The 19,149-nt window shown below is 70.9% G+C and carries 18 protein-coding genes; 6 read left to right on the top strand and 12 right to left on the bottom strand.

Going from position 1 to position 19,149, the window contains the following annotated elements; translation table 11 throughout:
* Window positions 1–369 precede the first annotated feature (369 nt).
* From ACFY1T_RS17025 to ACFY1T_RS17045, 5 genes are all read right to left on the bottom strand, one after another.
* A complete protein-coding gene (locus tag ACFY1T_RS17025) occupies window positions 370–966 on the bottom strand; it encodes an NADPH-dependent F420 reductase (protein WP_390788821.1) in 597 nt (198 codons plus the stop codon).
* 43 nt (window positions 967–1,009) lie between these two features.
* On the bottom strand, window positions 1,010–1,828 hold the full coding sequence (locus ACFY1T_RS17030; protein ID WP_390788822.1) for an inositol monophosphatase family protein: 819 nt from the start codon (window positions 1,826–1,828) through the stop codon (window positions 1,010–1,012).
* 255 nt (window positions 1,829–2,083) lie between these two features.
* Entirely contained in the window at window positions 2,084–3,658 is a 1,575-nt protein-coding gene (locus tag ACFY1T_RS17035) for a GMC family oxidoreductase (RefSeq protein WP_390788823.1), read from the bottom strand.
* 21 nt (window positions 3,659–3,679) lie between these two features.
* Window positions 3,680–3,889, bottom strand: coding sequence for a hypothetical protein (locus tag ACFY1T_RS17040; RefSeq protein WP_390788824.1), 210 nt, complete (start codon window positions 3,887–3,889; stop codon window positions 3,680–3,682).
* 833 nt (window positions 3,890–4,722) lie between these two features.
* The gene (locus tag ACFY1T_RS17045; RefSeq protein ID WP_390788825.1) at window positions 4,723–5,457 is read right to left on the bottom strand and encodes an SDR family oxidoreductase; all 735 of its coding nucleotides are present in this window, start codon (window positions 5,455–5,457) and stop codon (window positions 4,723–4,725) included.
* Window positions 5,458–5,528: 71 nt separating this feature from the next.
* Here ACFY1T_RS17045 and ACFY1T_RS17050 point away from each other — a divergent pair, with 71 nt between their 5' ends.
* A complete protein-coding gene (locus tag ACFY1T_RS17050; RefSeq protein WP_390788826.1) occupies window positions 5,529–6,500 on the top strand; it encodes a LysR family transcriptional regulator in 972 nt (323 codons plus the stop codon).
* Window positions 6,501–6,779: 279 nt separating this feature from the next.
* A complete protein-coding gene (locus ACFY1T_RS17055) occupies window positions 6,780–8,390 on the top strand; it encodes an alpha/beta hydrolase (protein WP_390788827.1) in 1,611 nt (536 codons plus the stop codon).
* Window positions 8,391–8,623: 233 nt separating this feature from the next.
* Here the strand turns inward: ACFY1T_RS17055 and ACFY1T_RS17060 are convergent, their stop codons facing one another.
* The 4 genes from ACFY1T_RS17060 to ACFY1T_RS17075 form a co-directional block, all read right to left on the bottom strand.
* Entirely contained in the window at window positions 8,624–9,493 is an 870-nt protein-coding gene (locus ACFY1T_RS17060) for a 4Fe-4S domain-containing protein (protein WP_390788828.1), read from the bottom strand.
* Between the two features lie 277 nt (window positions 9,494–9,770).
* A complete protein-coding gene (locus ACFY1T_RS17065) occupies window positions 9,771–10,565 on the bottom strand; it encodes an alpha/beta fold hydrolase (protein ID WP_390788829.1) in 795 nt (264 codons plus the stop codon).
* Window positions 10,566–10,779: 214 nt separating this feature from the next.
* Window positions 10,780–11,685 (bottom strand): NADP-dependent oxidoreductase, encoded by a 906-nt coding sequence (locus ACFY1T_RS17070; protein WP_390788830.1) that lies wholly within the window; start codon window positions 11,683–11,685, stop codon window positions 10,780–10,782.
* Window positions 11,686–11,726: 41 nt separating this feature from the next.
* On the bottom strand, window positions 11,727–12,797 hold the full coding sequence (locus ACFY1T_RS17075) for an alkene reductase (protein WP_390788831.1): 1,071 nt from the start codon (window positions 12,795–12,797) through the stop codon (window positions 11,727–11,729).
* Window positions 12,798–13,038: 241 nt separating this feature from the next.
* Between ACFY1T_RS17075 and ACFY1T_RS17080 the strand changes: the two genes are divergently transcribed.
* Window positions 13,039–13,572: a MarR family winged helix-turn-helix transcriptional regulator gene (locus ACFY1T_RS17080; RefSeq protein ID WP_390788832.1), complete on the top strand. Its 534-nt coding sequence runs from the start codon at window positions 13,039–13,041 to the stop codon at window positions 13,570–13,572.
* A 115-nt stretch (window positions 13,573–13,687) separates the two neighbouring features.
* On the opposite strand, the gene ACFY1T_RS17085 is transcribed toward ACFY1T_RS17080, so the two are convergent.
* Window positions 13,688–14,269 (bottom strand): dihydrofolate reductase family protein, encoded by a 582-nt coding sequence (locus tag ACFY1T_RS17085; protein WP_390788833.1) that lies wholly within the window; start codon window positions 14,267–14,269, stop codon window positions 13,688–13,690.
* Between the two features lie 233 nt (window positions 14,270–14,502).
* Here ACFY1T_RS17085 and ACFY1T_RS17090 point away from each other — a divergent pair, with 233 nt between their 5' ends.
* Complete coding sequence (locus ACFY1T_RS17090; RefSeq protein WP_390788834.1) at window positions 14,503–14,766, top strand: hypothetical protein; 264 nt, start codon at window positions 14,503–14,505, stop codon at window positions 14,764–14,766.
* Window positions 14,767–14,974: 208 nt separating this feature from the next.
* Window positions 14,975–17,026 (top strand): protein kinase, encoded by a 2,052-nt coding sequence (locus ACFY1T_RS17095; RefSeq protein ID WP_390788835.1) that lies wholly within the window; start codon window positions 14,975–14,977, stop codon window positions 17,024–17,026.
* Between the two features lie 97 nt (window positions 17,027–17,123).
* Here the strand turns inward: ACFY1T_RS17095 and lepB are convergent, their stop codons facing one another.
* Entirely contained in the window at window positions 17,124–17,780 is a 657-nt protein-coding gene (gene lepB / locus ACFY1T_RS17100; RefSeq protein ID WP_390788836.1) for a signal peptidase I, read from the bottom strand.
* 273 nt (window positions 17,781–18,053) lie between these two features.
* Here lepB and ACFY1T_RS17105 point away from each other — a divergent pair, with 273 nt between their 5' ends.
* Complete coding sequence (locus ACFY1T_RS17105; RefSeq protein WP_390788837.1) at window positions 18,054–18,653, top strand: DUF3105 domain-containing protein; 600 nt, start codon at window positions 18,054–18,056, stop codon at window positions 18,651–18,653.
* A gap of 209 nt (window positions 18,654–18,862) precedes the next feature.
* Here ACFY1T_RS17105 and ACFY1T_RS17110 read toward each other — a convergent pair whose 3' ends face one another.
* Window positions 18,863–19,144, bottom strand: a complete 282-nt coding sequence (locus ACFY1T_RS17110; RefSeq protein ID WP_390788887.1) for an alpha/beta hydrolase — start codon at window positions 19,142–19,144, stop codon at window positions 18,863–18,865.
* Window positions 19,145–19,149 lie beyond the last annotated feature (5 nt).

Below are 19,149 nucleotides of genomic sequence, written 5' to 3' on the forward strand. Positions count from 1 at the left end.
TGCTTCAACGCCGTCCTACGGTGACCGTGTTCCGTGGGACGAAGCCATGACCCGTGTGGGCACCGCGCCAATCTTCCTATAGTCGGCTGGCATGGCAGCGGTCGAGAGGTAGAGCTGATGCTTCTGTTGCGGCGAGATGAGCTGATCGTCCGAGTGCGCGCCGCCGTGGTCGGTTCACCCGGTCCGCAAACGAAAGACGCGACCCCTGACGATCGGGCTTCTCGCAGCCTGATCGTCAGGAGTCGCGCGGGCGCTCCATCCTCGTCTCCGCGACCGAAATCGGACCACGGCTGCCGCGATCGTGTCCCACCGGGAGCCCATCCGCGCCGGTGCGAGCTCTGATCGCCGGCAGCTTGCGCGGCTCGCCGGTCAGCGGACGATCGAGATCGCGAAGGGGGTGAATCCGGTGGACCGGATGACGTGGGGGACGAACAGTATCGCGGCCTCCGTGGCGCGGGCGGTCCGGATCCCGCCGAGATCGGTGATCCATTCCTTGTTCCAGCCCAGGTCGGTGAGGAGTTCGCGGACGGTCTCCTTGGCCAGCGGGTCCTCGCCGGAGAGGAAGGCGGTCGGCGTCTGGGTGAGGGTGGCCGGGGCGGTCATCACGGGGAAGAGCATGGTGTTGAGCGTCTTGACGACATGTGTTTCGGGGAGTGCCTCCTGGAGCTGTTCGGCGAGGCTCGAGCCGGGGTGGATCAGGTCGGCGGGCAGTCCGTCCGGCCCGTCGACGGTGGCGTTGGAGACGTCGATGAGGATCTTGCCATGCAGCTCTTCACGCAGGGCGGTGAGCCGGTCCAGTGAGCCGGCGCCCGGGGTGGCGTTGATGACGATCCGGGCCGTGCGGGCGGCGTGCGCGGCGGCGCCCGGCGCGCGGTCGGCGACGGTCACCTCGTGCCCGGCCCGAGTGAGGGCTGCGGCCAGGTTGCCGCCGACGCGGCCGTTTCCGAGAACTGCGATCGTGGTCATGATGATGTGCTCCTTGCGCGGGTGCGGGTTGTGATGTGCGGGGTCAGCGGGAGAGCGTGGCGACGGCTTCGGCGTGGACGCCGGGGGCGGAGGCCAGGAAGCCCTCGCTCTGCGGGGTCCACGGGCGGCCCTGGGCATCGGAGATCCGTCCGCCGGCTTCGGTGACGAGGAGCGCGCCGGGCAGCAGGTCGGCTCGGGCTCCGGCGAACTGCCAGAAGGCGTCGATGCGGCCGGCGGCCACGTTCACCAGGTGCAGGGTCGCGGGTACGGAGGTGCGGACGACGAGCGCGTCGAAGAGCATCGCGGTGATCGAGGACCCGACGCGCCGTACGACCTTCTCGTCCTCCTCCGGCCGGGCCTGGCTGGTGGCCACGATGCCCAGGCCGAGGTCCGCGGTCGCCGAGACGCGCAGCGGCCGGCCGTCGAGGTGGGCGCCGGCGCCGGTGAGCGCGGTGTAGGTCTCGCCGGTCAGCGGCAGGTGGACCACGGTGAGCACCGGCTGGTTGTCGCGCACCAGGGTGGCGGTCACCGCCCATTCGGGCAGGGCGTGCAGGTGGTTGACGTTGCCTTCGGCAGGGTCAACCACCCACCACTCACCGGGCGGCAGCGCCCCGCCGTCCAGCTCGTCCTCCACCCAACCGGCCTGCGGGCGCAGGCTCGTGAGGCGGGGGCGCAGGATGTCGAGGGCCGTGTCGTCATTGGCGGCGAGCGCACGCATCAGCTGCTCTCGGGTCTCGTAGCGGACCACGTCGCCGAAGCGCTCGCGCAGTGCCGCACCGGCGGCGCGCACGGCGACCGCGGTCTGTTCGAGCAGGACGGCGTCGGAGGTGGCGGCGTCGGTGGTCTGAAGCGTTTCGGACATGGCGGTGCTCCTGTCTGGGGAGGGGTGATGAGGCCGGTCGGGGCCGAACTGCGCGGTGTTTCTCGCGCTTTCATCTCGAAGGTATAGAGCCCCATCATTAACTTCAAATGCATGTGAAGAACGGCAAGAGTTACTCACATGCAATTTGGATGGGACCTGCCCGCCGCGCTCGACGCGCCGCCGGAGGAGGGCGGCGGGCAGCGTGGCCGGGGGGACGTAACGCGTTGGGGAAGCGTCGTGGGCGCGGAAGAAGGCTCAGCCGATCAGTTCGGCAGCGCGTTCGGCGATGGCGTAGACGGTCGCGTTGGTATTGGCCGAGGGGATGGACGGCATCACCGAGGCATCGGCGACCCGCAGTCCGGCGATCCCGTGTACGCGAAGGTTCGCGGGGTCGACGACGGCATCGGCGTCGGTTCCCATGCGGCAGGTGCCGGTGAAGTGGAAGTAGGGGCCGGTGGCTTTACGGATGAACTCTTCCTCGGACTCGCCGCTCGTCCCGGAGCCCGGCACCGCTTCCTGCTTGCGCCAGTCGGCGAACGCGTCGGCCTCTCCGATGCGGCGTGCCACTGCAAGCCCCTTGCGCATGACCTCCAGGTCACGGTCGTCGCTCAGGTAGCCGGGGTCGACGACGGGAGCACTGGCGGGATCGGCGTCCGCGAGGCGCACGGTTCCGCTGCTGTGCGGAGCCATCGCGGAGAAGGCGATGGAGTAGCCGTTGGCCGGCGGCCGGCCCCAGGCCGACGGGAGCGGCGCGGCGACGACGTAGACCTGAAGGTCCGGCCGGACCGCGGCGGGGTCGCTGTACAGCAGGCCCGTCATTTCGGCCGGCGGGTTGGCAGGAACGAACGGTACGGGCCGGCTGGCCTCGTACACCACTCCCGCCAACGGATGGTCCTGTAGGTGGGAGCCCACTCCCGGCAGGTCGGCGACGACGCCGATGCCGTGTTCGCCGAGGTGTCGTGCCGGGCCGATCCCTGACAGCATCAGGAGATGCGCGGAGCCGACGGCCCCCGCGGTCAAGATGACCTCGGCGCTCTCGACGGACAGGTGCACGCCACCCACGACGTACTCGACGCCGGTGCAGCGGCCCCCGGTGATGCGCAGCCGCTGCACGGTCGCGTCCGTGACGACGTCCAGGTTCGGCCGGTCGAGGAACGGACGGATGTAGGCGTCGGCCGCGCTCTGGCGGGCGCCGCCGGGCAGGTTCATGTCACTCCACCCGAACCCGGTCTCCAGCCCGCCGCCGATGTCGTCGGCGCGTGTGTAACCAGCCTGCACCGCGGCGTCGACGCCCGCCACGGCAAGGGGATGGGGTTCCGGGACCGGGGCGACCACAACCGGCCCGTCCGTTCCCCGGACCAGGGCATCACGACCGCGAGTGCTCTCGCTGCGGCGGAAGAAGGGCAGCAGATCGTCGAAGCCCCAGCCCGGAGCACCGAGCACGGGCCATGCGTCGTATCCGGAGCGGTGCCCCCGCAGGTGGTACAGGCCGTTGATGCTCGACGACCCGCCGAGCGCCTTCCCGCGCAGCACGTCAGCGGCCCTGCCCGTACCGGCCTGCACGGTCGAGGTGCCCGGCCAGAGGGATGCCGCGTCGAACCCCAGGAACCCCCAGGGAGATGCCATCGCCTCGGTCGCGTCGCGGGCTCCCGCCTCCAGCAACAGCACCCTCGCGCCGGGGCGTTCCGAGAGCCGGGAGGCAATCACGCACCCTGCTGTCCCCGCTCCCACAACGACATGGTCATAAGGACTCTGGCCCATCATGTCTCCGCTTCCCACGGCAGCCCTGTCCGGCCGCCGGGTTTTGAAAATGAGCTCCTCGACGGTCAAAGAGCTGATTGCTTGCATGTACTAGAAGGGGTCGACGAGTTGGGGATGGCCCTCTTCAGGTCGCCCTGTGCATCGCACGGCCACCGCCGAGGCCGGCGCGCGGAAGGTGTGGAACCGGCTGATCAGCAGGGCGCGGTCTCCAGTGGAGCAGGACTGCCCGGAGGCAGGCTGCGAGCTGCCGGCGCTGACGGGGGTCCGGCTGTTGCCGATCACCCCGTCGGGGATGTCCATGTCGGCGCCGGTATGTGCGATGACGCCATGCGGTTGAACTTCTCTTGTTTCACGAGTTTCTTGTCCTTGGTGCCTACCCGTCCAGGAGCAGCCCGGGTTTCCCTTCTGCCGTCGAATCTTAGGAATACGGACACGGCACGCACTTGAACCTGCGCGACGTTCGTTCGGAACCTCAGCGCCATACGCGTGGCGAGACGGCCGGCGTCACACGGCACTGGGTCAGGCCGCCCGCACGCGCCGCCGCCTTCGTGCTGTCCGGCCACAGGTGGCGCCCCCTTGGCCACAGGTGGCGCCCCCTTCCCGTGGCCGCCGGGGGCGGCCCTCCACGGCGTCGAACGCCGAATCAGACCGGGGATGATGTCGGCCCCGAAGGCGGCGATTGGGTCGGGGATGCGGCCGCAGTCACGCGTGGTGGGCGCAGAGTTGATCGCGTTAGCGCCGGCTGCGGGTAGGGGGTCACCGCGCGGCCATCGGCGGCACCGACAACGGTGAACGCAACTTCTGGATCACCGACCCCGCCCGGGAACCCGACCGCTGGCGGATCGCGGGCAACGAAGCCCGCGGTCCGGGATGGTTCACATTCGACGGAGCCCTCGCCGGCTTCCTCACCTCCGTACTCAGCGGGCAGACCGAGCTCCGGGACAGCGGCTACCACGTTCCTCATCGGGGACGCGTCCCCTCCGAAGTCCGCGAAGCATGGGAACGCCACAACAGCTGCGCGCTGCCGCCCGTGGATCTCACGGACGAACAGCGCGCGGCGGTGGTTCCGTTGCGCCCGAAGGGGGCGTAGGAGGGGCCCTACGGCCCCACGATCCGCACCGCTCGGCATGGTCTCACCAGGGAATCGGCCCGTCCTCGGCCCGAAAGGTGCCCGTCGGGCCGTCCTCGCCCGCCGTCGCCAGATCAACGGCCACGGCCGCGCCCTCCTCCGCCGTGCGCATCCCGCTGTGGCGGTTGAGGTCGGTCGCGCAGTAGCCGGGACTCACCGCGTTGACCAGGATCCCTTCGGCACGCAGTTCATTGGCGTAGAGCACGGTGATCGCGTTCAGCGCGCTCTTCGAGGTGCAGTAAGGGAGGAGGATCGAGTAGTACGCGGACCACGGGCTGCCCGGGTCGGCCATGTGGGTGAGGGAGCCGAGTTCGCTGGACATGTTGACAATGCGTGCGGCGGCGGAGCGGCGGAGCAGGGGAAGCATGGCGTGGGTCACCGCGATGACGCCGAACACGTTGGTCTCGTAGACCTGCCGTACGGTGGCCGCCGGGGCTTCGCTCGGCTTCTGCGGTCCGGCGGCGATCGCGGCGTTGTTGACGAGGATGTCGAGGCGGCCGAACGTGGCGTCGATGTACTTGGCGGCGGCCTGGACGGAGGTCTCGTCGGTGACGTCCAGGGGAACGAACCGTACGTCGGCGCCGCCCGCGCGAAGCTCCTCGGCCGCCGCCTCGCCGCGCTCGGCGTTGCGGGCGCCTATCAGCACGGTGATGCCGAGGGCTGCGAGCCTGCGTGCCGTTTCCTTGCCGATTCCCTTGTTCGCGCCGGTGATCAAAGCAGTCTTCTGCGAAGTCGTCATGGCACCCAGCCTCCCCTGACCCACGGGCGGCAGGGAAAGACCGGAAGGCTCTGGATCTATAGTCCACGGATATGAGTGAGCTAGAGGTGCGGGAGCTGAGGTACTTCATCGCGGTCGCCGAGGAGCTGAACTTCAGCCGGGCCGCGCAACGCCTGGGGATGGCGCAGCCCCCGCTGTCGAAGGCGATCGCTCAGATGGAGTCCCGCCTCGGGGTGCGCCTGCTGGAGCGCACGACCCGGCAGGTGAGGCTGACCGACGCCGGTCGGGTGCTGCTCGACCAGGCCCGGATCGCGGTCGACGCGGTGCACGCGGCGGCCCGCCGTGCGCGCAGGGCCGGTCAGGCGACACCCCAGCTCGTCGTGGCGGTCAAACCGGGAGGTGATGCCGGGCTGCTGCGGGAGATCCTTGCCGCCTACCGGGGAACGGGTCCGCATCTGCCGCCGCCCGAAGTCGTCGTCGGCGGCAGCGGAGAGCCGATCGCCATGCTGCGGGACGGCCGTGCGGATGTAGCGCTGCTGCGCAGCCCGTTCGACGGTCGAGGGCTGGATGCCCAGACGCTCGTGGTCGAGCCGCGACTGGCCGTCCTCCCCGCCGCGCACCGCCTGGCCGGACGCCGGCGACTGCGGCTGACCGACCTCCAGGGCGAACCCATCCCGCGTTGGAAGGGGGCGGCCCCCTCCAACACCGCCTACTACACCGGATACGACGGAACGGAAGCAGGCGACGGCCACACCGGCTTGGCGCCGGCCGACACTCCTGAGGGGCCGCTCGTGGACAGCGTCGAGCAACTCCTGGAGGTGGTCGCGCTGGGGCAGGCGGTGGCGTTCCTGTCACTCTCCACCACCGAGCGGCACCAACGCCCGGACATCGCGTACCGGCCGGTCACCGGCCTCAGCCCCAGCGCGGTCATGGTCGCCTGGCCGGAAACCTCACGATCCGCAGCCGTCGCCGCCTTCGTCCAAGCCGCCCAGGACGTCGCCGGTTGGAACGACCGGACACAGGCGGAGTCAGGCCCGGAGGTCATCGCACTGGATGCCCGATAGCGCGTTTTGTTCAGCATCCGATCGAGGGTGCGGTCGAGTCGGTTGTCGTCGGTTGTCCTCCCTGAGGGGGACGGGACTACGAGTGGACGGGCGGGCGCGTCCCGGAAGTCCCGGCGGATGTAAGGATCTTGGGGGCGGTTCTCGGCCACGTGTCCGGGATTTCGGGTGGTACGTGCGAGGGACGAAAGGTCGTTCCTGGGAGGGTTCCGGTCCGACCCGCTCGTCCAACACAGTCGAGGCACAAGCGATTTCATCCGACGAAGGAACGGAACCACGCGCATGAAACGTCTCGCACGGCTGCTCGCCACCTCCGGGCTCCTCGCCGCCGCCGTTCCCGGCCTGGCGACGCCATCGGCCTCCGCCGCCCCGACCCCCGCGTACCTGCGACAGACGCCGGCCTGGCATCGCTGCAGCCCCGATCGGCCGGCGGAGTACGAGTGCGCGACCCTCAAGGTGCCGCTCGACTACCAGCGTCCCGAAGGGCGCACCCTGGACCTCGCCATATCCCGGATGAAGAGCGAGAACCCGGCCAAGCGGCGTGGCGTCCTCCTGCTCAACCCCGGCGGCCCCGGGACCTCGGGGCTCTTCCGGCCCATACGGACGAATGCCGAGATGCCCAAGGACGTCCGCGACCGCTACGACCTCGTCGGCTTCGACCCGCGCGGCGTCGGCGAGAGCAGCCCGATCGGCTGTGGTGATCTGAGTGAAGCGGAGGTGGGCGCCGGCGGGGCGTACCGGCCCGAGACCTTCGCCTCGGACGTGTCCTGGGCACGCGGAATCGCCGACAAGTGCCGTGAGAAGTCGGGCGATGTGATTCCGTACATCACCACCCGCAACACGGCGCGCGACATGGACGTCATCCGCGCCGTACTCGGGGAGCGGACGCTCTCGTACCTGGGCTACTCGTACGGGACGTACCTCGGCGCGGTGTACTCCCAGATGTTCCCGGAGCGCACCGACCGGTTCGTCCTGGACAGCGGCGTGGACCCGGGGCGCGTCTGGCGCGGCATGATCCAGGCGTGGGGGACCGAAGTCGAGCCCGCCTTCGAGCGGTGGACGCGGTGGGCGGCGGAGCGCTCGGACACTTACGGGCTCGGCGCCACGCCCGAGGCGGTGTCGGCCACCTTCTGGGCGCTGGTGGCTCGGGCCGACCGGGACCCGATCATCCACTACGGGGAGAGGATGACGGGTGACGACATCAGGGACGATCCGTCGCTCTACTTCGATCCCCACGCTGCCTCGGTCGTCGTCAAGTCCATCAAGGCATCGGCTGACAAGACGCCCCAGCCGCCGAATGGCTCCGATCCGGGCGCGAGCGGGAAGGGCGCCGACCGGAAGGGGCCCGGCGCGCAGTCACCGCTCGGCCGCGTCCGGGCGGCCGGCCCAGGCGTCGATGCGGGTGAGGCGTCGGAAGGTCCGAACGCCGCTCCCGCCGGCAACGCCACCGCGGTGTACTGGGCCGTGGTGTGCGGGGACTCGGACAACTGGCCCCGCGATCCGGAGCAGTACGCGCGGGACGCGGCGCGGGACAAGGTGAAGCACCCGCTGTACGGGGACTTCGCGTCGAACATCAAACCGTGCGCCTTCTGGCAGCGGCCGCTGGAGCCCGCCACGCCCATGAAGACCCGGGCGGATGTCCTGACCGTGCAGAACGAGTGGGATCCGATGACCCCGCTCAGCACCGGCCGGGGACTGCACCAGGCGCTCAAGGGGTCGCGGATGGTGCTGGCACTGGGGGGTGAGGGCCATGGTGTGTACCTCTCCAACCCCACGGCCTGCGCCAACATACCGGTCAACGCGTACCTGTCGACGGGACGGCTGCCCGCGAAGGACGTGACCTGCCACAACCCGCCGCCCACCCCGGATCCGGAGGGTGCCGGAGCCCGCTGAGGACAGGGCCCGGCCGCCCGGGTCCGTGGTCACCGGGCACATGGTCCGCGGGCGGTCAACGCGCGGGCCGCGAAGAGGACGTTCAGGTTTCGGCGGCGCTCGGTGTGGCGGCGCGGCCGCGGCGGACCGGAGGACGAGCTCGCCATCGAGGACCAAGCCGTCCGGCAGCTGCCCGGCGGCCGCGACCGAGTCGGGGAACCGCCCCTGGACCAGGGAGGGGAGCCAGGTCACCTTCACCAGCGAACGGCGGTGAAGTCAACCGGGCGAGGCCGCAGCCGCCCCGTACGCTCTGCCAGCGCTGTCAACCGCCGTGACATCTCGTCGGCGGACAGCCGGCGGCGGTCGCCGTGGCCAGGCAGAACCCATTCGAACCGGAGCCGTCCGGCCGTCCGGGCCAGTGAGGTCGCCAGTTCCTCAATGGAGTACCAGGTCACACTGTCCGCGACTTCCAGGTCGTTGGTGGTGCGTGACCAGTAGAAGCTGTCCCCGCTGAAGCAGTACCGGTCGTCCGCGAGGTAGAGCACGCTGCCCCGAGTGTGGCCGGGCAGCGGATGGGCGGTGACCCCCTCACCAATCTCCAGGGGGTCGAGACCCCGGATCACGTGGTCCGCGTCCGGCGCCGCGTCGAGGTCGCCCTCGTGGATCCAGAGCCTGGCTCCGAAATGGTCCGCGTAGCGGCGGCCGTGTGCAGCGTGGTCGCGGTGGGTGAGGAGTACGTCGGTGATCGGGTCCACTGCTTCGTAGCGTTCGGCCAGGTCACGACTCCAGCGTGGTGTGTCGATCATCATGAGCGTGCGGGAAGGCCGCAGAAGCAGGTAGGAATTGGCCCCGGCAGTGTGTTGCGAGTTGTGCCCGCACAGCAGGACGCCGCTGTCCAAGGCCATGGGAAAGGGGTCGAGTCGCCGGTCCGGTTGCCCGGAGGAGGGGCGGATCGAGCGGGTGGGGCAGGCGAAGACGGCCGCGTGCAAGTCCCGCGTCTCCGCTTCATCGCGCGGCGGGCGCAGGATGCGGGACTTTCCGTCGGCTTCGCCGATCAGATCGGGCGCGAGCTGTCGTGCGACATCGCAGTTGAAGCAACGCTCGTCCACGTGCCAGCCGTCCACGGCAAGTGTCCTTCCTTCCGGGGGGCAACGCCCCGATCGGGGGTGCCTTTCAGGGATACCCCGCCCGCGTCCGGTACTGGTAGGCCCTGCCCATCTTGTACTTCCGGTCCCGACGCGTTCTCTTCGCCCAGTCGATGCCCGGGTCGACGGGCCGATCTCGCACCGGTCCTCGGCCGCCGCGAGGACGACGTGTCCGCCGCCGGCGACTGACCACAGATCAGGAGCTTCACCGCTTCCCGTGCTCGGCGGGAGGGTCCGCCGTGCGCGTCTCGTTTGCTCAGGCGCCGTGCTGGGCGAGGAAGGTGGTGATGAGCTTCTGCCATTCCTCGGGGCGTTCCACCATGGGCAGGTGGCCGGTGTGGATCTCCACGAGCCGGGCGCCGGGGATGGTCTCGGCGAGTTGGCGGTGCAGGCGGGTGGAGGTGAAGCGGTCCTGGGTGGTGGAGATGACCAGGGTGGGTGCCTTGATGTGGGGCAGGTCGTCGCGGACGTCGGCCCGGTGGGCCAGCTCGGCGTGCTCGGGAGTGCCCTCGGCGACGCTGGCGGCGGTGAACCCGATCGCCTGCCGGAGCTGCTCGGCCGGCATAGCCTCCAGTACGTCGGCGCCGAGGGCCATCATCGTCAGGTACTCGGCCAGCACTTCGCGGTCGCCCGACTCGGCCAGCTTGCGCCACAGCGGCAGGGCGAGCGCGAGGTGGTTGTCCCGGTACGGGAAGGTCGCGGTCAGCACGAGGGCGGTGACGCGCTCGGGGTGGCGGGCTGCCGCGCGGATCGCGACGGGGCCGCCGAGGGAGTAGCCGGACAGCGCGAAGGTGTCCAGGCCTTCGGTGACGGCGGCGGCGACGAGCTGGTCGGCCAGGTCGTCCAGCGACAGCGGTGTGGTGGAGCGGGGGGTGTCCCCGCTGCCGGGGTAATCGATGCCGACGGCGGTGCGGCGGGCGGCCAGGCCCTCCAGTATCGGTCCGTAGGTGCCGCCCACGCTGCTGCCGGCGCCGTGGGCGAGCGCGAGTCCGGGGCCGGAGCCGAGAACGGTGCGGGCGAAGGTGGCTTCGGGCAGGGTGCGTGCGGACATGGGTATTCCAATCTGCGGGTGTGGGGGTCAGGTCGTGCGGGGATCGGTCGTGGGTCGGGTCCGGCATCGGCCGTCTGTGCCGCCGGTTGGCGCGCGCAGTGGTGCTGCTGCGGCCTGCGCAGTGCGTCATTCGGCGCGCCGACGCCCGGGGTGACCGACCGCGCCCCGGGGCCGCCTCGGCCGCGCCGGCAGCACGAGGCGGCGGCACGGGAGGTCAGGGCAGCAGGACGGCCTTGCCCCGGTTGCGGCGGGCTTCCAGATCGGTGTGCGCGGCGGCGGCTTCCTCAAGCGGATAGGTACGCCAGACGGGCAGGGTGAGCGTGCCGTCGGCGGCCAGTTCGACCAGCTGCGGAAGAGGGTCCTCGGCCTCGTCGGCGCTGCCGGAGCTGAAGCGGACGCCGTGCTGCGCGGCCGACATGTCGGCGATGGTGATGACGCGTGCGCTGTCGCCGGTCAGGGCGACGGAGTCGGCGAGGACACCGGCGCCGGAGGCGTCGAGGACGAAGTCGACTCCCTGCGGCGCCGCGGTCCTCACCCGCTGTACCCAGCCGTCGCCGTAGCGGACGGCAGTGGCTCCGAGCCCGGTGACCCGCTCGATGTCGTGTTCGCCGACCGTTGTGATGACGGTGATGCCGCGGGCGACGGCCAGCTGCGCCGCGATGACGCCGACGCTGCCGCCGGCGCCGTGGACGAGCAGGGTCTGCCCCGTGCGCACGCCCAGCTCGGCGAGGACACGGAACGCGGTCCGCCCGACGGTCACCAGCGATGCCGCGACCTCCCAGGACAGTGCTGCGGGCTTGGCGACCGGCTGCTCCAGCAGCGCGTACTCGCTGTAGCTGCCGCCCGCGGTGGCGCCGAGGACCTCGTCGCCCACGGCCGCGCCGGCTCCCTCGCCGACCGCGTCGACGACACCGGCCGCGTCCAGTCCGAGGACCACGGGGAAGCGCGCCGGGATGGCCTCGGCCATCCGGCCGGAGCGGATCTTCATGTCGAGCGGGTTCACGGAGGCGGCCCGCACGCGGATCCGGACCTGGCCCGGGCCGGGCTCCGGCGCGGTGACCTCGGAAAGCCGCAGCACCTCGGGGGTGCCGTACTCGGAGAAGGTGATGGCTTTGGACATTGGAAACTCCCTGGTAGGGGCCCCGTCGGCGGGGCCGCCGCTCAAGCGGTGAGGGTGGGGTAGTCGGTGTAGCCGCGGTGGTCGCCTCCGTAGAAGGTGGCCTGGTCCGGGGTGTTGAACGGACCTCGGGCGGCGAGGCGCCGGGGCAGGTCGGGGTTGGCGAGGAACAGCGCCCCGTAAGCCACCATGTCCGCGCTCCCGTCCTCGATCAGGTTGAGCGCGTCGGGGCCGGTGATGTCGGGGTGGGTGAACGGGTTGAGGACGAACGTGCCGGGCCATTCCTTGCGCAGCTGCGAGGTCAGTGCGGAGTCGGGGCCCTCCATCAGGTGCAGATAGGCAAGATCCAGACCCGCGAGCCCGTCCAGCAGGGCCTCGTAGACCTCGCCCGGGTTGTCCTCGACGATGTCGTTGTACCGGTTTCCGGGCGAGATCCGCAGACCGACCCGCCGCCCGCCGATCGCCTCCGCGACGGCCGTCACGACCTGGACGGCGAAGCGGATCCGGCCTTCGGTGGAGCCGCCCCAGGCGTCGGTGCGCTGGTTGGTGTTGTCCGCGAGGAACTGGTGGATCAGGTAGCCGTTGGCGCCGTGGATCTCCACGCCGTCGAATCCGGCCTCGACGGCGTGGTGCGCCGCGGTCGCGAAATCGGTGATGGTCTGCCGGATCTCCGCCTCGCTCAGCTCCTTCGGCGTGATGAAGTCCTGCGGTCCCTGGTGGGTGTAGACCCGTCCCCGGGCGGCGACCGCCGAGGGCGCCACCGGCGTCAGGCCGTCGGGCAGCAGGCTGGGGTGACCGATCCGCCCGGTGTGCATCAGCTGCGCGAAGATCACCCCTCCCTCGCGGTGCACGGCGTCGGTCACCGTCCGCCAGGCCCGCACCTGGCCCGGCGTGTGCAGGCCGGGGGTGTCGGGGTAGCCCTGGCCGACGGGCGAGGGCTGGACGCCCTCGGTGACGATCAGCCCGGCGCCGGCCCGCTGCGCGTAGTAGGTCGCCATCAGCTCGGTCGGCTCCGCGCCCGGGCCGTGGGCTCGGCTGCGGGTCATCGGCGCCATCACGACTCGGTTCGCGAGGCGTGTGCCGCCCAGGACGATCGGATCGAAAGCAGTGGTCATGGTCGCTCCCTCGGGACGGGTGGCGCTCTGCGGGTCGGGCGCACCGCGGCCCACGCCAGCCTTTTACTGTTCGGACAAGTAAATTACCTGTCCGAACAGTAAACCCGCTTTCGGCAACCTGGCAAGCGCGCTGCACAGCGCCCTCTACCTGACGTTCTATGCAGGTAGGCGTGGAGAACCGGTGCCGATGGACCTGGGGGTGGGTAGAGTTCTCCTGTCCAAACAGGAGAGCGGGGAAGAGATGGCCGAGTCCACATCCGAGGCCGGGCGGGATCCCGGAGCGGCGGAGCCGAAGGCCACCGTGCCGGTCCCCGGCGCGGCCACCGGCGGACCGATCAGTCATGCGATCTTCCGGCTGGCCCGGCTGCACCGCATGTTCGCGGGACAGCTACTGCGCCGCATCGGCCTGCACCCGGGCCAGGAGCTGGTCATGATGCACCTCTGGGAGCTCGGTCCCCAGCGTCAGATCGACCTGGTGCGCCTGATGGACTCCGACGCCGCCACGATGACCCGCACGGTCCGCCGCCTCGAACAGGCCGGCTTCGTCCGCCGCCGCCCCTCGCCCACCGACAAGCGCGCCTCGCTCATCGAACCGACAGCGGCCAGTCACGCCCTGCGCCGGGAGGTGGAGCGGGTCTGGACCCAACTCGAGGACATCTCCGCAACCGGCCTCTCGGACGACGAGCGTGCCGAAGCCCTCGCCGTCCTGGAACGCCTGGAACAGAACCTCGTACGCGCCGACGCCGAGCCCACGGAGCCGGACACGGAACACTGAGCAGGCCGCCCCGCCTGCCCCACCCAACCGGGCCGCGGTCGACACCACCGCGATACCTCTTGCGTCACCGTTCGCGGTGGACTTCTCCGCGCAGGCGCGCAGGCGCGCAGATCGGTCAACGGCGCACCCGATGGCGCAGGTGAAGCACCCGGTTGCCCTGAATGACCACGTCAGGATCCTCCAACAGGTGCTGCGCGCGGACCGACCCGAAGTAGCGCTTGCCGGACCCGAACACGACGGGTACGACGTCCATGCGCACCTCGTCGATCAGGCCCGCGGCGAGCACCTGGCCACCGACGTCGCCGGCGGCGACCTCGACCACGCGGTCACCCGCAAGCTCCTGCGCCTTGGCCATGGCTGCCTCGATGCCGTCGACGAAGTGGAACGGCGCCTCGGGGTCCCAGTCCTCGGGCTCCGGCCGGTGCGTCACGACGACCACGTGGTCGATCCCGCCCGGAGGCTCCCCGTCCCAGCCGGCCGTCAGGTCGAAGACGTGGCGGCCGACGATCGTCACTCCGATCTGGTCCCAGTACGGCCGGGTGTGGTCGTAGGACGTCTGCGACACCTTCAGCGCGCCGCTCTCGTCCAACGGGACGTCACCGCTGGACAACCAGTCGAACAGCGGTCCGGGCTGGTCGTTCTCATCCGCGATGAAGCCGTCCACCGACACCGAGCCGTACATGACCACCTTGCCCACGGCACTCTCCTCTGCTGGGGGCACCTCAAAGTAGCTCGCCGTGAGCTGCCGAGCGCGGGCTGTGCCGGGAAGTCCGGCCGGTGTCTCGGGGGCCTTGCGCCCTGCGGCATGGCCGTGGCCGCGGCCCCGCAGGCCATGACGGCCGGATCGGCCGGAGGTGACCCTGACATCTACCATCGGACCCTCACCGCCAGCCAGAAAGTGACTGCAGGTCACCGACGTCAGGAGCGGAAGTGGGAACGACACTCGTCGTCGCCGCGATCGTGATCGCGGCCGTGGTCGTCAGAACCGCCGTCGCCGAGCTCAGGGAGCCCGGAAGCGGCCGCCGGCAGTGGTCGTTCCTCTCCGACTTCCGCGCGCTCTCGGCGGGAGCGATCAGCGCCCTCGCCCTCGGCCTGCTGGGCTGGCGGCAAGCCGGCGGCGAAGGCGTCGTATGGGCAGGACTCGCAGGGATCCTCGTCGCGTTCGCCATGGGCCAAGGCCGCCGCTCCCGGTGACCCTGGTAACCGTGTCCGTCGGACCGGCCGGACCGGTCGGCCCGGGGACTCGGCCGAGGGCTGCCTGATCCCCCAACGGCCCACCCACCAGGCGGACCGGACGCCGAACGCACCCCGGTCGGGATTCCGCGAGGGCCCGGCTTGACTGGTGGACGGCGCGACGGGTAGGGAGAGGCTGTTCATCGCGCAAGGTTGAAACGGGGGACGTATGAAGCCGCTCGAAACGGGTGATCCCACCTCGCTCGGCGAGGGCCGCTACCGGCTGGTGGGACGGCTCGGTCAGGGGGGCATGGGCGTGGTCTACCTGGGCCGCTCCCGGTCCGGCCGTGCGGTCGCCATCAAGGTCGTACGTCCCGAGCTGAGCACCGAGCCCGGGTTCAGGCGCAGGTTCGCCGACGAGGTCGCGGCGGCGCGGCGGGTCGGCGGCTTCCACACCGCTCCGGTGGTGGACGCGGACCCGGACGGGGAGCCGGCCTGGCTGGTCACGGCGTTCGTGCCCGGGCCCACCCTGCAAGCGGTGCTCGCGCGCGTCGGATCGCTGCCCCTGGACACGCTCACCGTCCTTGCCGCCGGCCTGGCCGAGGCACTCGACGCGATCCACCGCGCGGGGGTCATCCACCGCGATCTGAAGCCCGCGAACATCATCGTCGCCGAGGACGGGCCGCGCGTCATCGATTTCGGCATCGCGCGCGCCCTGGACGGCACGTCACTGACACAGACCGGCATGCAGGTCGGCACGCCGGGGTTCCTGGCACCCGAGCAGCTCACCGGCAGCAGGGCGCTCACCCCCGCGGTCGACATGTTCGCCCTGGGGGTGGTGCTCACCCAGGCGGCGGGCGGCGCGCCCTTCGGCGACGGTCCGTCCGCGGCCAGGCACTACAAGGTGGTCTACGAAGAACCGGACCTGACCGCGGTGCCCGTCGAACTCCGCGAAGCCATCGGCGCCTGTCTGTCCAAGGACCCGGCGGCCAGGCCCACCCCGGCCGCCTTCCTCGGTACCCTCACCGTCCGCCACTCGGACGGTGGCTCCTGGCTGCCGGAAGCGGCGACGCAGCTGCTTCCGGAACCGGAGCCGATGGTGCGGTCCACCGCACCGGACAGCCCGCCGGAGGCCCGCCAGGACGCCCCGGAGGAGGTCCCGGAGGAGGTCCCGCCACCGGACGCCGCCCCGCCCGTCGTCGCGGAGCCCCGTACGGAACAGTCGCGGACCGTGACGGGACCCGCGGCTCGGCTCTCCCCCACCCCCGCACAGGTGCCGCCGGCCGTTGCCCGGAAGCCCCGGCGTCGCCTCGCCGTGGTGGCGGCGGTGCTCGTGACGTCTCTCGCGGCCGCCGGCCTGTTCGTGTGGCAGCCCTGGAGACACTCGACCACGGACGGTTCCAAGCCCCGCGCCTCCTCGCCCTCCGGGTCCGCCCCGGCCCCCGCACCGTTCCCGGCCGATCCGCTGCTGATCCGGAAGGACACCGCGCCGGGCTGGCCCAGTACGTGCCACGGCGTCATCGCCCGCCGGGACGCCTCGGCGGAGAAGCCCGTGGAGGTCATCGCGGGCAGCGCCGGCACATGCGACACCCTGCCCCAGTGGTCCCCCGACCGCAGGTCGTTCGCATTCACCCGCAGCACGCCCGACGGCACGGCGGTCTGGACCGCCAACGCCGACGGCTCGAACGCACGCCGGATCGCCCCCATCGCCGGTGGCAGGGTGTCCTGGTCACCGGACGGCAGCCGGCTCGCCGTGCTTCGCATGAAGGACGGCGTACAGCAGCTGTTCGTGGTCGGCGTCGCCGACGGCGCGGCTCGCCAGCTCACCTCGGGCGGGAGCCCGGTCGAAGATCCCGCGTGGTCGCCGGACGGCAAGAGCATCGCGGTCTGCCTGCAGACGGATCCCGAGAACTGGCAGATCCACGTGGTCGATCCCGCCGCCCCGGACCGCGCCCCGCAGCAGGTGACCCGGCTGCCCCACGCGGCACACGACCCGGTGTGGTCTCCCGACGGCGCCACCTTCGCGTACACGGCGGGGACCTACGGGACGGGCACCCAGGGCGACATCCACCTCGTGGACGCCGACGGAAGCAACGATCGTGAACTGATCGCCACCAGCGCGCACGAGATGGACCCCACCTGGTCCGTCGACGGCAAGTGGGTGGCCTTCGTCCGCGGCCCGTACGAGCGGCCCGCGATCTGGGCCGTACGTGCGGACAAGACCGGCGAGCGCGCGCTCACCACCGGCGCCTCCGCCGAGGGGCATCCCGCCTGGCGCTGAGAGGTTCGACGTCGCCCTCGGCCCGCGACCGTGACCCGTCGTTCTCAGGGTGATGCCGCAGGCGTGCCCCGCAAGCCACTGTCGGCAGGCCTTGCCGTCAGACGGTCACGCGTACGGGCCGTGTGCGTTCGGCACGGCGCTGGATCAGGTATCCGGCGAGGCCGCAGCCGATCCCGGTGAGGGCGACGAGGACCGCACCGATCAGGGCGGAGAGCACCGTGACGACCACGACGCCCGCGTCCTCGAACGCGATCTCGCGGACCGTGTCCACGGGGATGGTGCCACTCTGTCCGTCTGTGAGGAAGGAACGGGAGTCGTTGGAGGTGACGCGGTTGTCGCCCATCACGAAGAGACGGCCCTCCGGCACCACCACGTCATAAGTGGTGCCGTTCCCGGCGGGGTTGCCCCCGGCGACGTAGGGTTCCCTCAGTGGCTTGCCGTTCAGGAGCACCCGCTTGCCGTCACAGCTGACCCGGTCACCGCCCATGGCGATGACGCGCTGGAAGACCGTGTCGGTGTCCGAGTACCGGCCGGGCAGGTGGTAGAAGACCGCGTCTCCGCGGTGGAGCCCACTGCCATGGATCTTCTTCGTGAAGGCGATGTCGCCTTGCTCGTACGTCGGCCGCATCCCGTCGGAGTCCACACTGTGCCCGCCCAACGCGAAGTCGGCGAACAGCCATGTACCGATCGCCAGCAGAATCCCCAGCGGCGCGAGCACCAGCCCTGTGATCCGCAGTCTTCGCCCCGGTCTCATCCTTCAACCCCTCCCGGCAGTCCGGCATGCACCCTACCGACCCGGACCAGCACCCCGGCCGGCGGGCCGGGTCCGCGGATGAAGGCCTCCGAAGCCGTCGTGCCCCAATGGCGTCCTGCCTTCGCCACTGCGCCCGAACGGGCGTGCATCACCTCATGCGCGACATTCATTCCGAGTTACCCGATACCGGTCTCTTCTCCCGCGTACATTCCGGCTGTGACACAGAATCAGACTGGGAACGCTTCATCGATCGTTGGGCCGAGGGACGAGGCGGTGCGGTCTGCCCGGCTCAAGCGGCGGCTGGCGGCAGTGACCACGGCCGTGGCGGCCGGCGCCGTGCTCGTCGGCGCCACGGCGATCGCCTCGGCCCACGAAGGACCACGTACCACCCGCGTGGCCACGAGGAGCATCGACTCCGGCGGAGTCGACATCCCCGGCGAACAGGTCTACGACATCCCGCAGCGCCCCCACGTGCTGGATCCGGTGGACTATTCCAGCGGCCCGACTCCGCCCGTGGGCGGCCCGCATCACCCGACCTGGCAGAACGCCGACGGCGACGTCTACGAGCAACCGCTGCGCAACGAACACGCCGTGCATTCCCTGGAGCACGGCGTCGTATGGGTGACGTACTCCCCGTACGTGCCACAGCGGGTGGTGGAGGCGTTCACGAAGAAGGTCGAGGGCAGGTCCCATCGCATGATGAGTCCGGTCCCCGGCCAGGACGCACCGGTCAAGTTGACCGCCTGGGGCCGCCAACTGTCCGTCACCTCCGCCGACGACCCGCGGGTGGACCAATTCTTCGAGGCTTACGTCAACGGACCGCAGTCACCGGAACCGGAAGGACCCGTCACCGGCGGCAGGACGACTCCTTGAACCAGTACCGCTCTCGGAGCGGCCAATGGGCTCCAGCGGCACCTCCAGTCGCGCGGGACGTGTCCGACTGATCGTGATCGGCAGTCTCGGAGTCCGTCCGGTCAGGGCGGCAGCAGCGCGAACGACGCAGACGATCGGCGGCCCGGCTCATCGGGTGTCAATGAGCCGGGCCGCCGTTTCACCGCACCGGGAGTGGTGGAGTACGGGACTCAGTCGGTGCAGGTGGTGCCGGGCGCGGGCAGCGCGGTGGTGGTGAGGTAGCGGTTGGTGGCGTCCTGGACGCACTTGGAGACCAGGAACATGCTGTAGTCGTCGCCTTCGCGGCTCAGGACGACGCTGCCCGGCAGCTGGGCCGCCATGGCCGGGCCGGCGCCGTGCGGGGCGAGGGCCTGGTGGGTGGACTGGACGATCAGCGCGGGCGGCGCGCCGTGGACCGGGGCGCCGGCCTTGACCGGCTGCGCCGGGACGGGCCAGCCGAGGCAGCCGGCGATGGCCT

Origin of the sequence: Streptomyces sp. NPDC001194 (assembly GCF_042896985.1) — a bacterium.
GTDB lineage: Bacteria > Actinomycetota > Actinomycetes > Streptomycetales > Streptomycetaceae > Streptomyces.

Excerpts from the sequence above, each read along its gene's own strand:
- ACFY1T_RS17025 (WP_390788821.1), bottom strand. The coding sequence starts at position 966 with ATGACCACGATCGCAGTTCTCGGAAACGGCCGCGTCGGCGGCAACCTG.
- ACFY1T_RS17030 (WP_390788822.1), bottom strand. The coding sequence starts at position 1,828 with ATGTCCGAAACGCTTCAGACCACCGACGCCGCCACCTCCGACGCCGTC.
- ACFY1T_RS17040 (WP_390788824.1), bottom strand. The coding sequence starts at position 3,889 with ATGGACATCCCCGACGGGGTGATCGGCAACAGCCGGACCCCCGTCAGC.
- ACFY1T_RS17045 (WP_390788825.1), bottom strand. The coding sequence starts at position 5,457 with ATGACGACTTCGCAGAAGACTGCTTTGATCACCGGCGCGAACAAGGGA.
- ACFY1T_RS17050 (WP_390788826.1), top strand. The coding sequence starts at position 5,529 with ATGAGTGAGCTAGAGGTGCGGGAGCTGAGGTACTTCATCGCGGTCGCC.
- ACFY1T_RS17055 (WP_390788827.1), top strand. The coding sequence starts at position 6,780 with ATGAAACGTCTCGCACGGCTGCTCGCCACCTCCGGGCTCCTCGCCGCC.
- ACFY1T_RS17065 (WP_390788829.1), bottom strand. The coding sequence starts at position 10,565 with ATGTCCGCACGCACCCTGCCCGAAGCCACCTTCGCCCGCACCGTTCTC.
- ACFY1T_RS17070 (WP_390788830.1), bottom strand. The coding sequence starts at position 11,685 with ATGTCCAAAGCCATCACCTTCTCCGAGTACGGCACCCCCGAGGTGCTG.
- ACFY1T_RS17075 (WP_390788831.1), bottom strand. The coding sequence starts at position 12,797 with ATGACCACTGCTTTCGATCCGATCGTCCTGGGCGGCACACGCCTCGCG.
- ACFY1T_RS17080 (WP_390788832.1), top strand. The coding sequence starts at position 13,039 with ATGGCCGAGTCCACATCCGAGGCCGGGCGGGATCCCGGAGCGGCGGAG.
- ACFY1T_RS17095 (WP_390788835.1), top strand. The coding sequence starts at position 14,975 with ATGAAGCCGCTCGAAACGGGTGATCCCACCTCGCTCGGCGAGGGCCGC.
- lepB (WP_390788836.1), bottom strand. The coding sequence starts at position 17,780 with ATGAGACCGGGGCGAAGACTGCGGATCACAGGGCTGGTGCTCGCGCCG.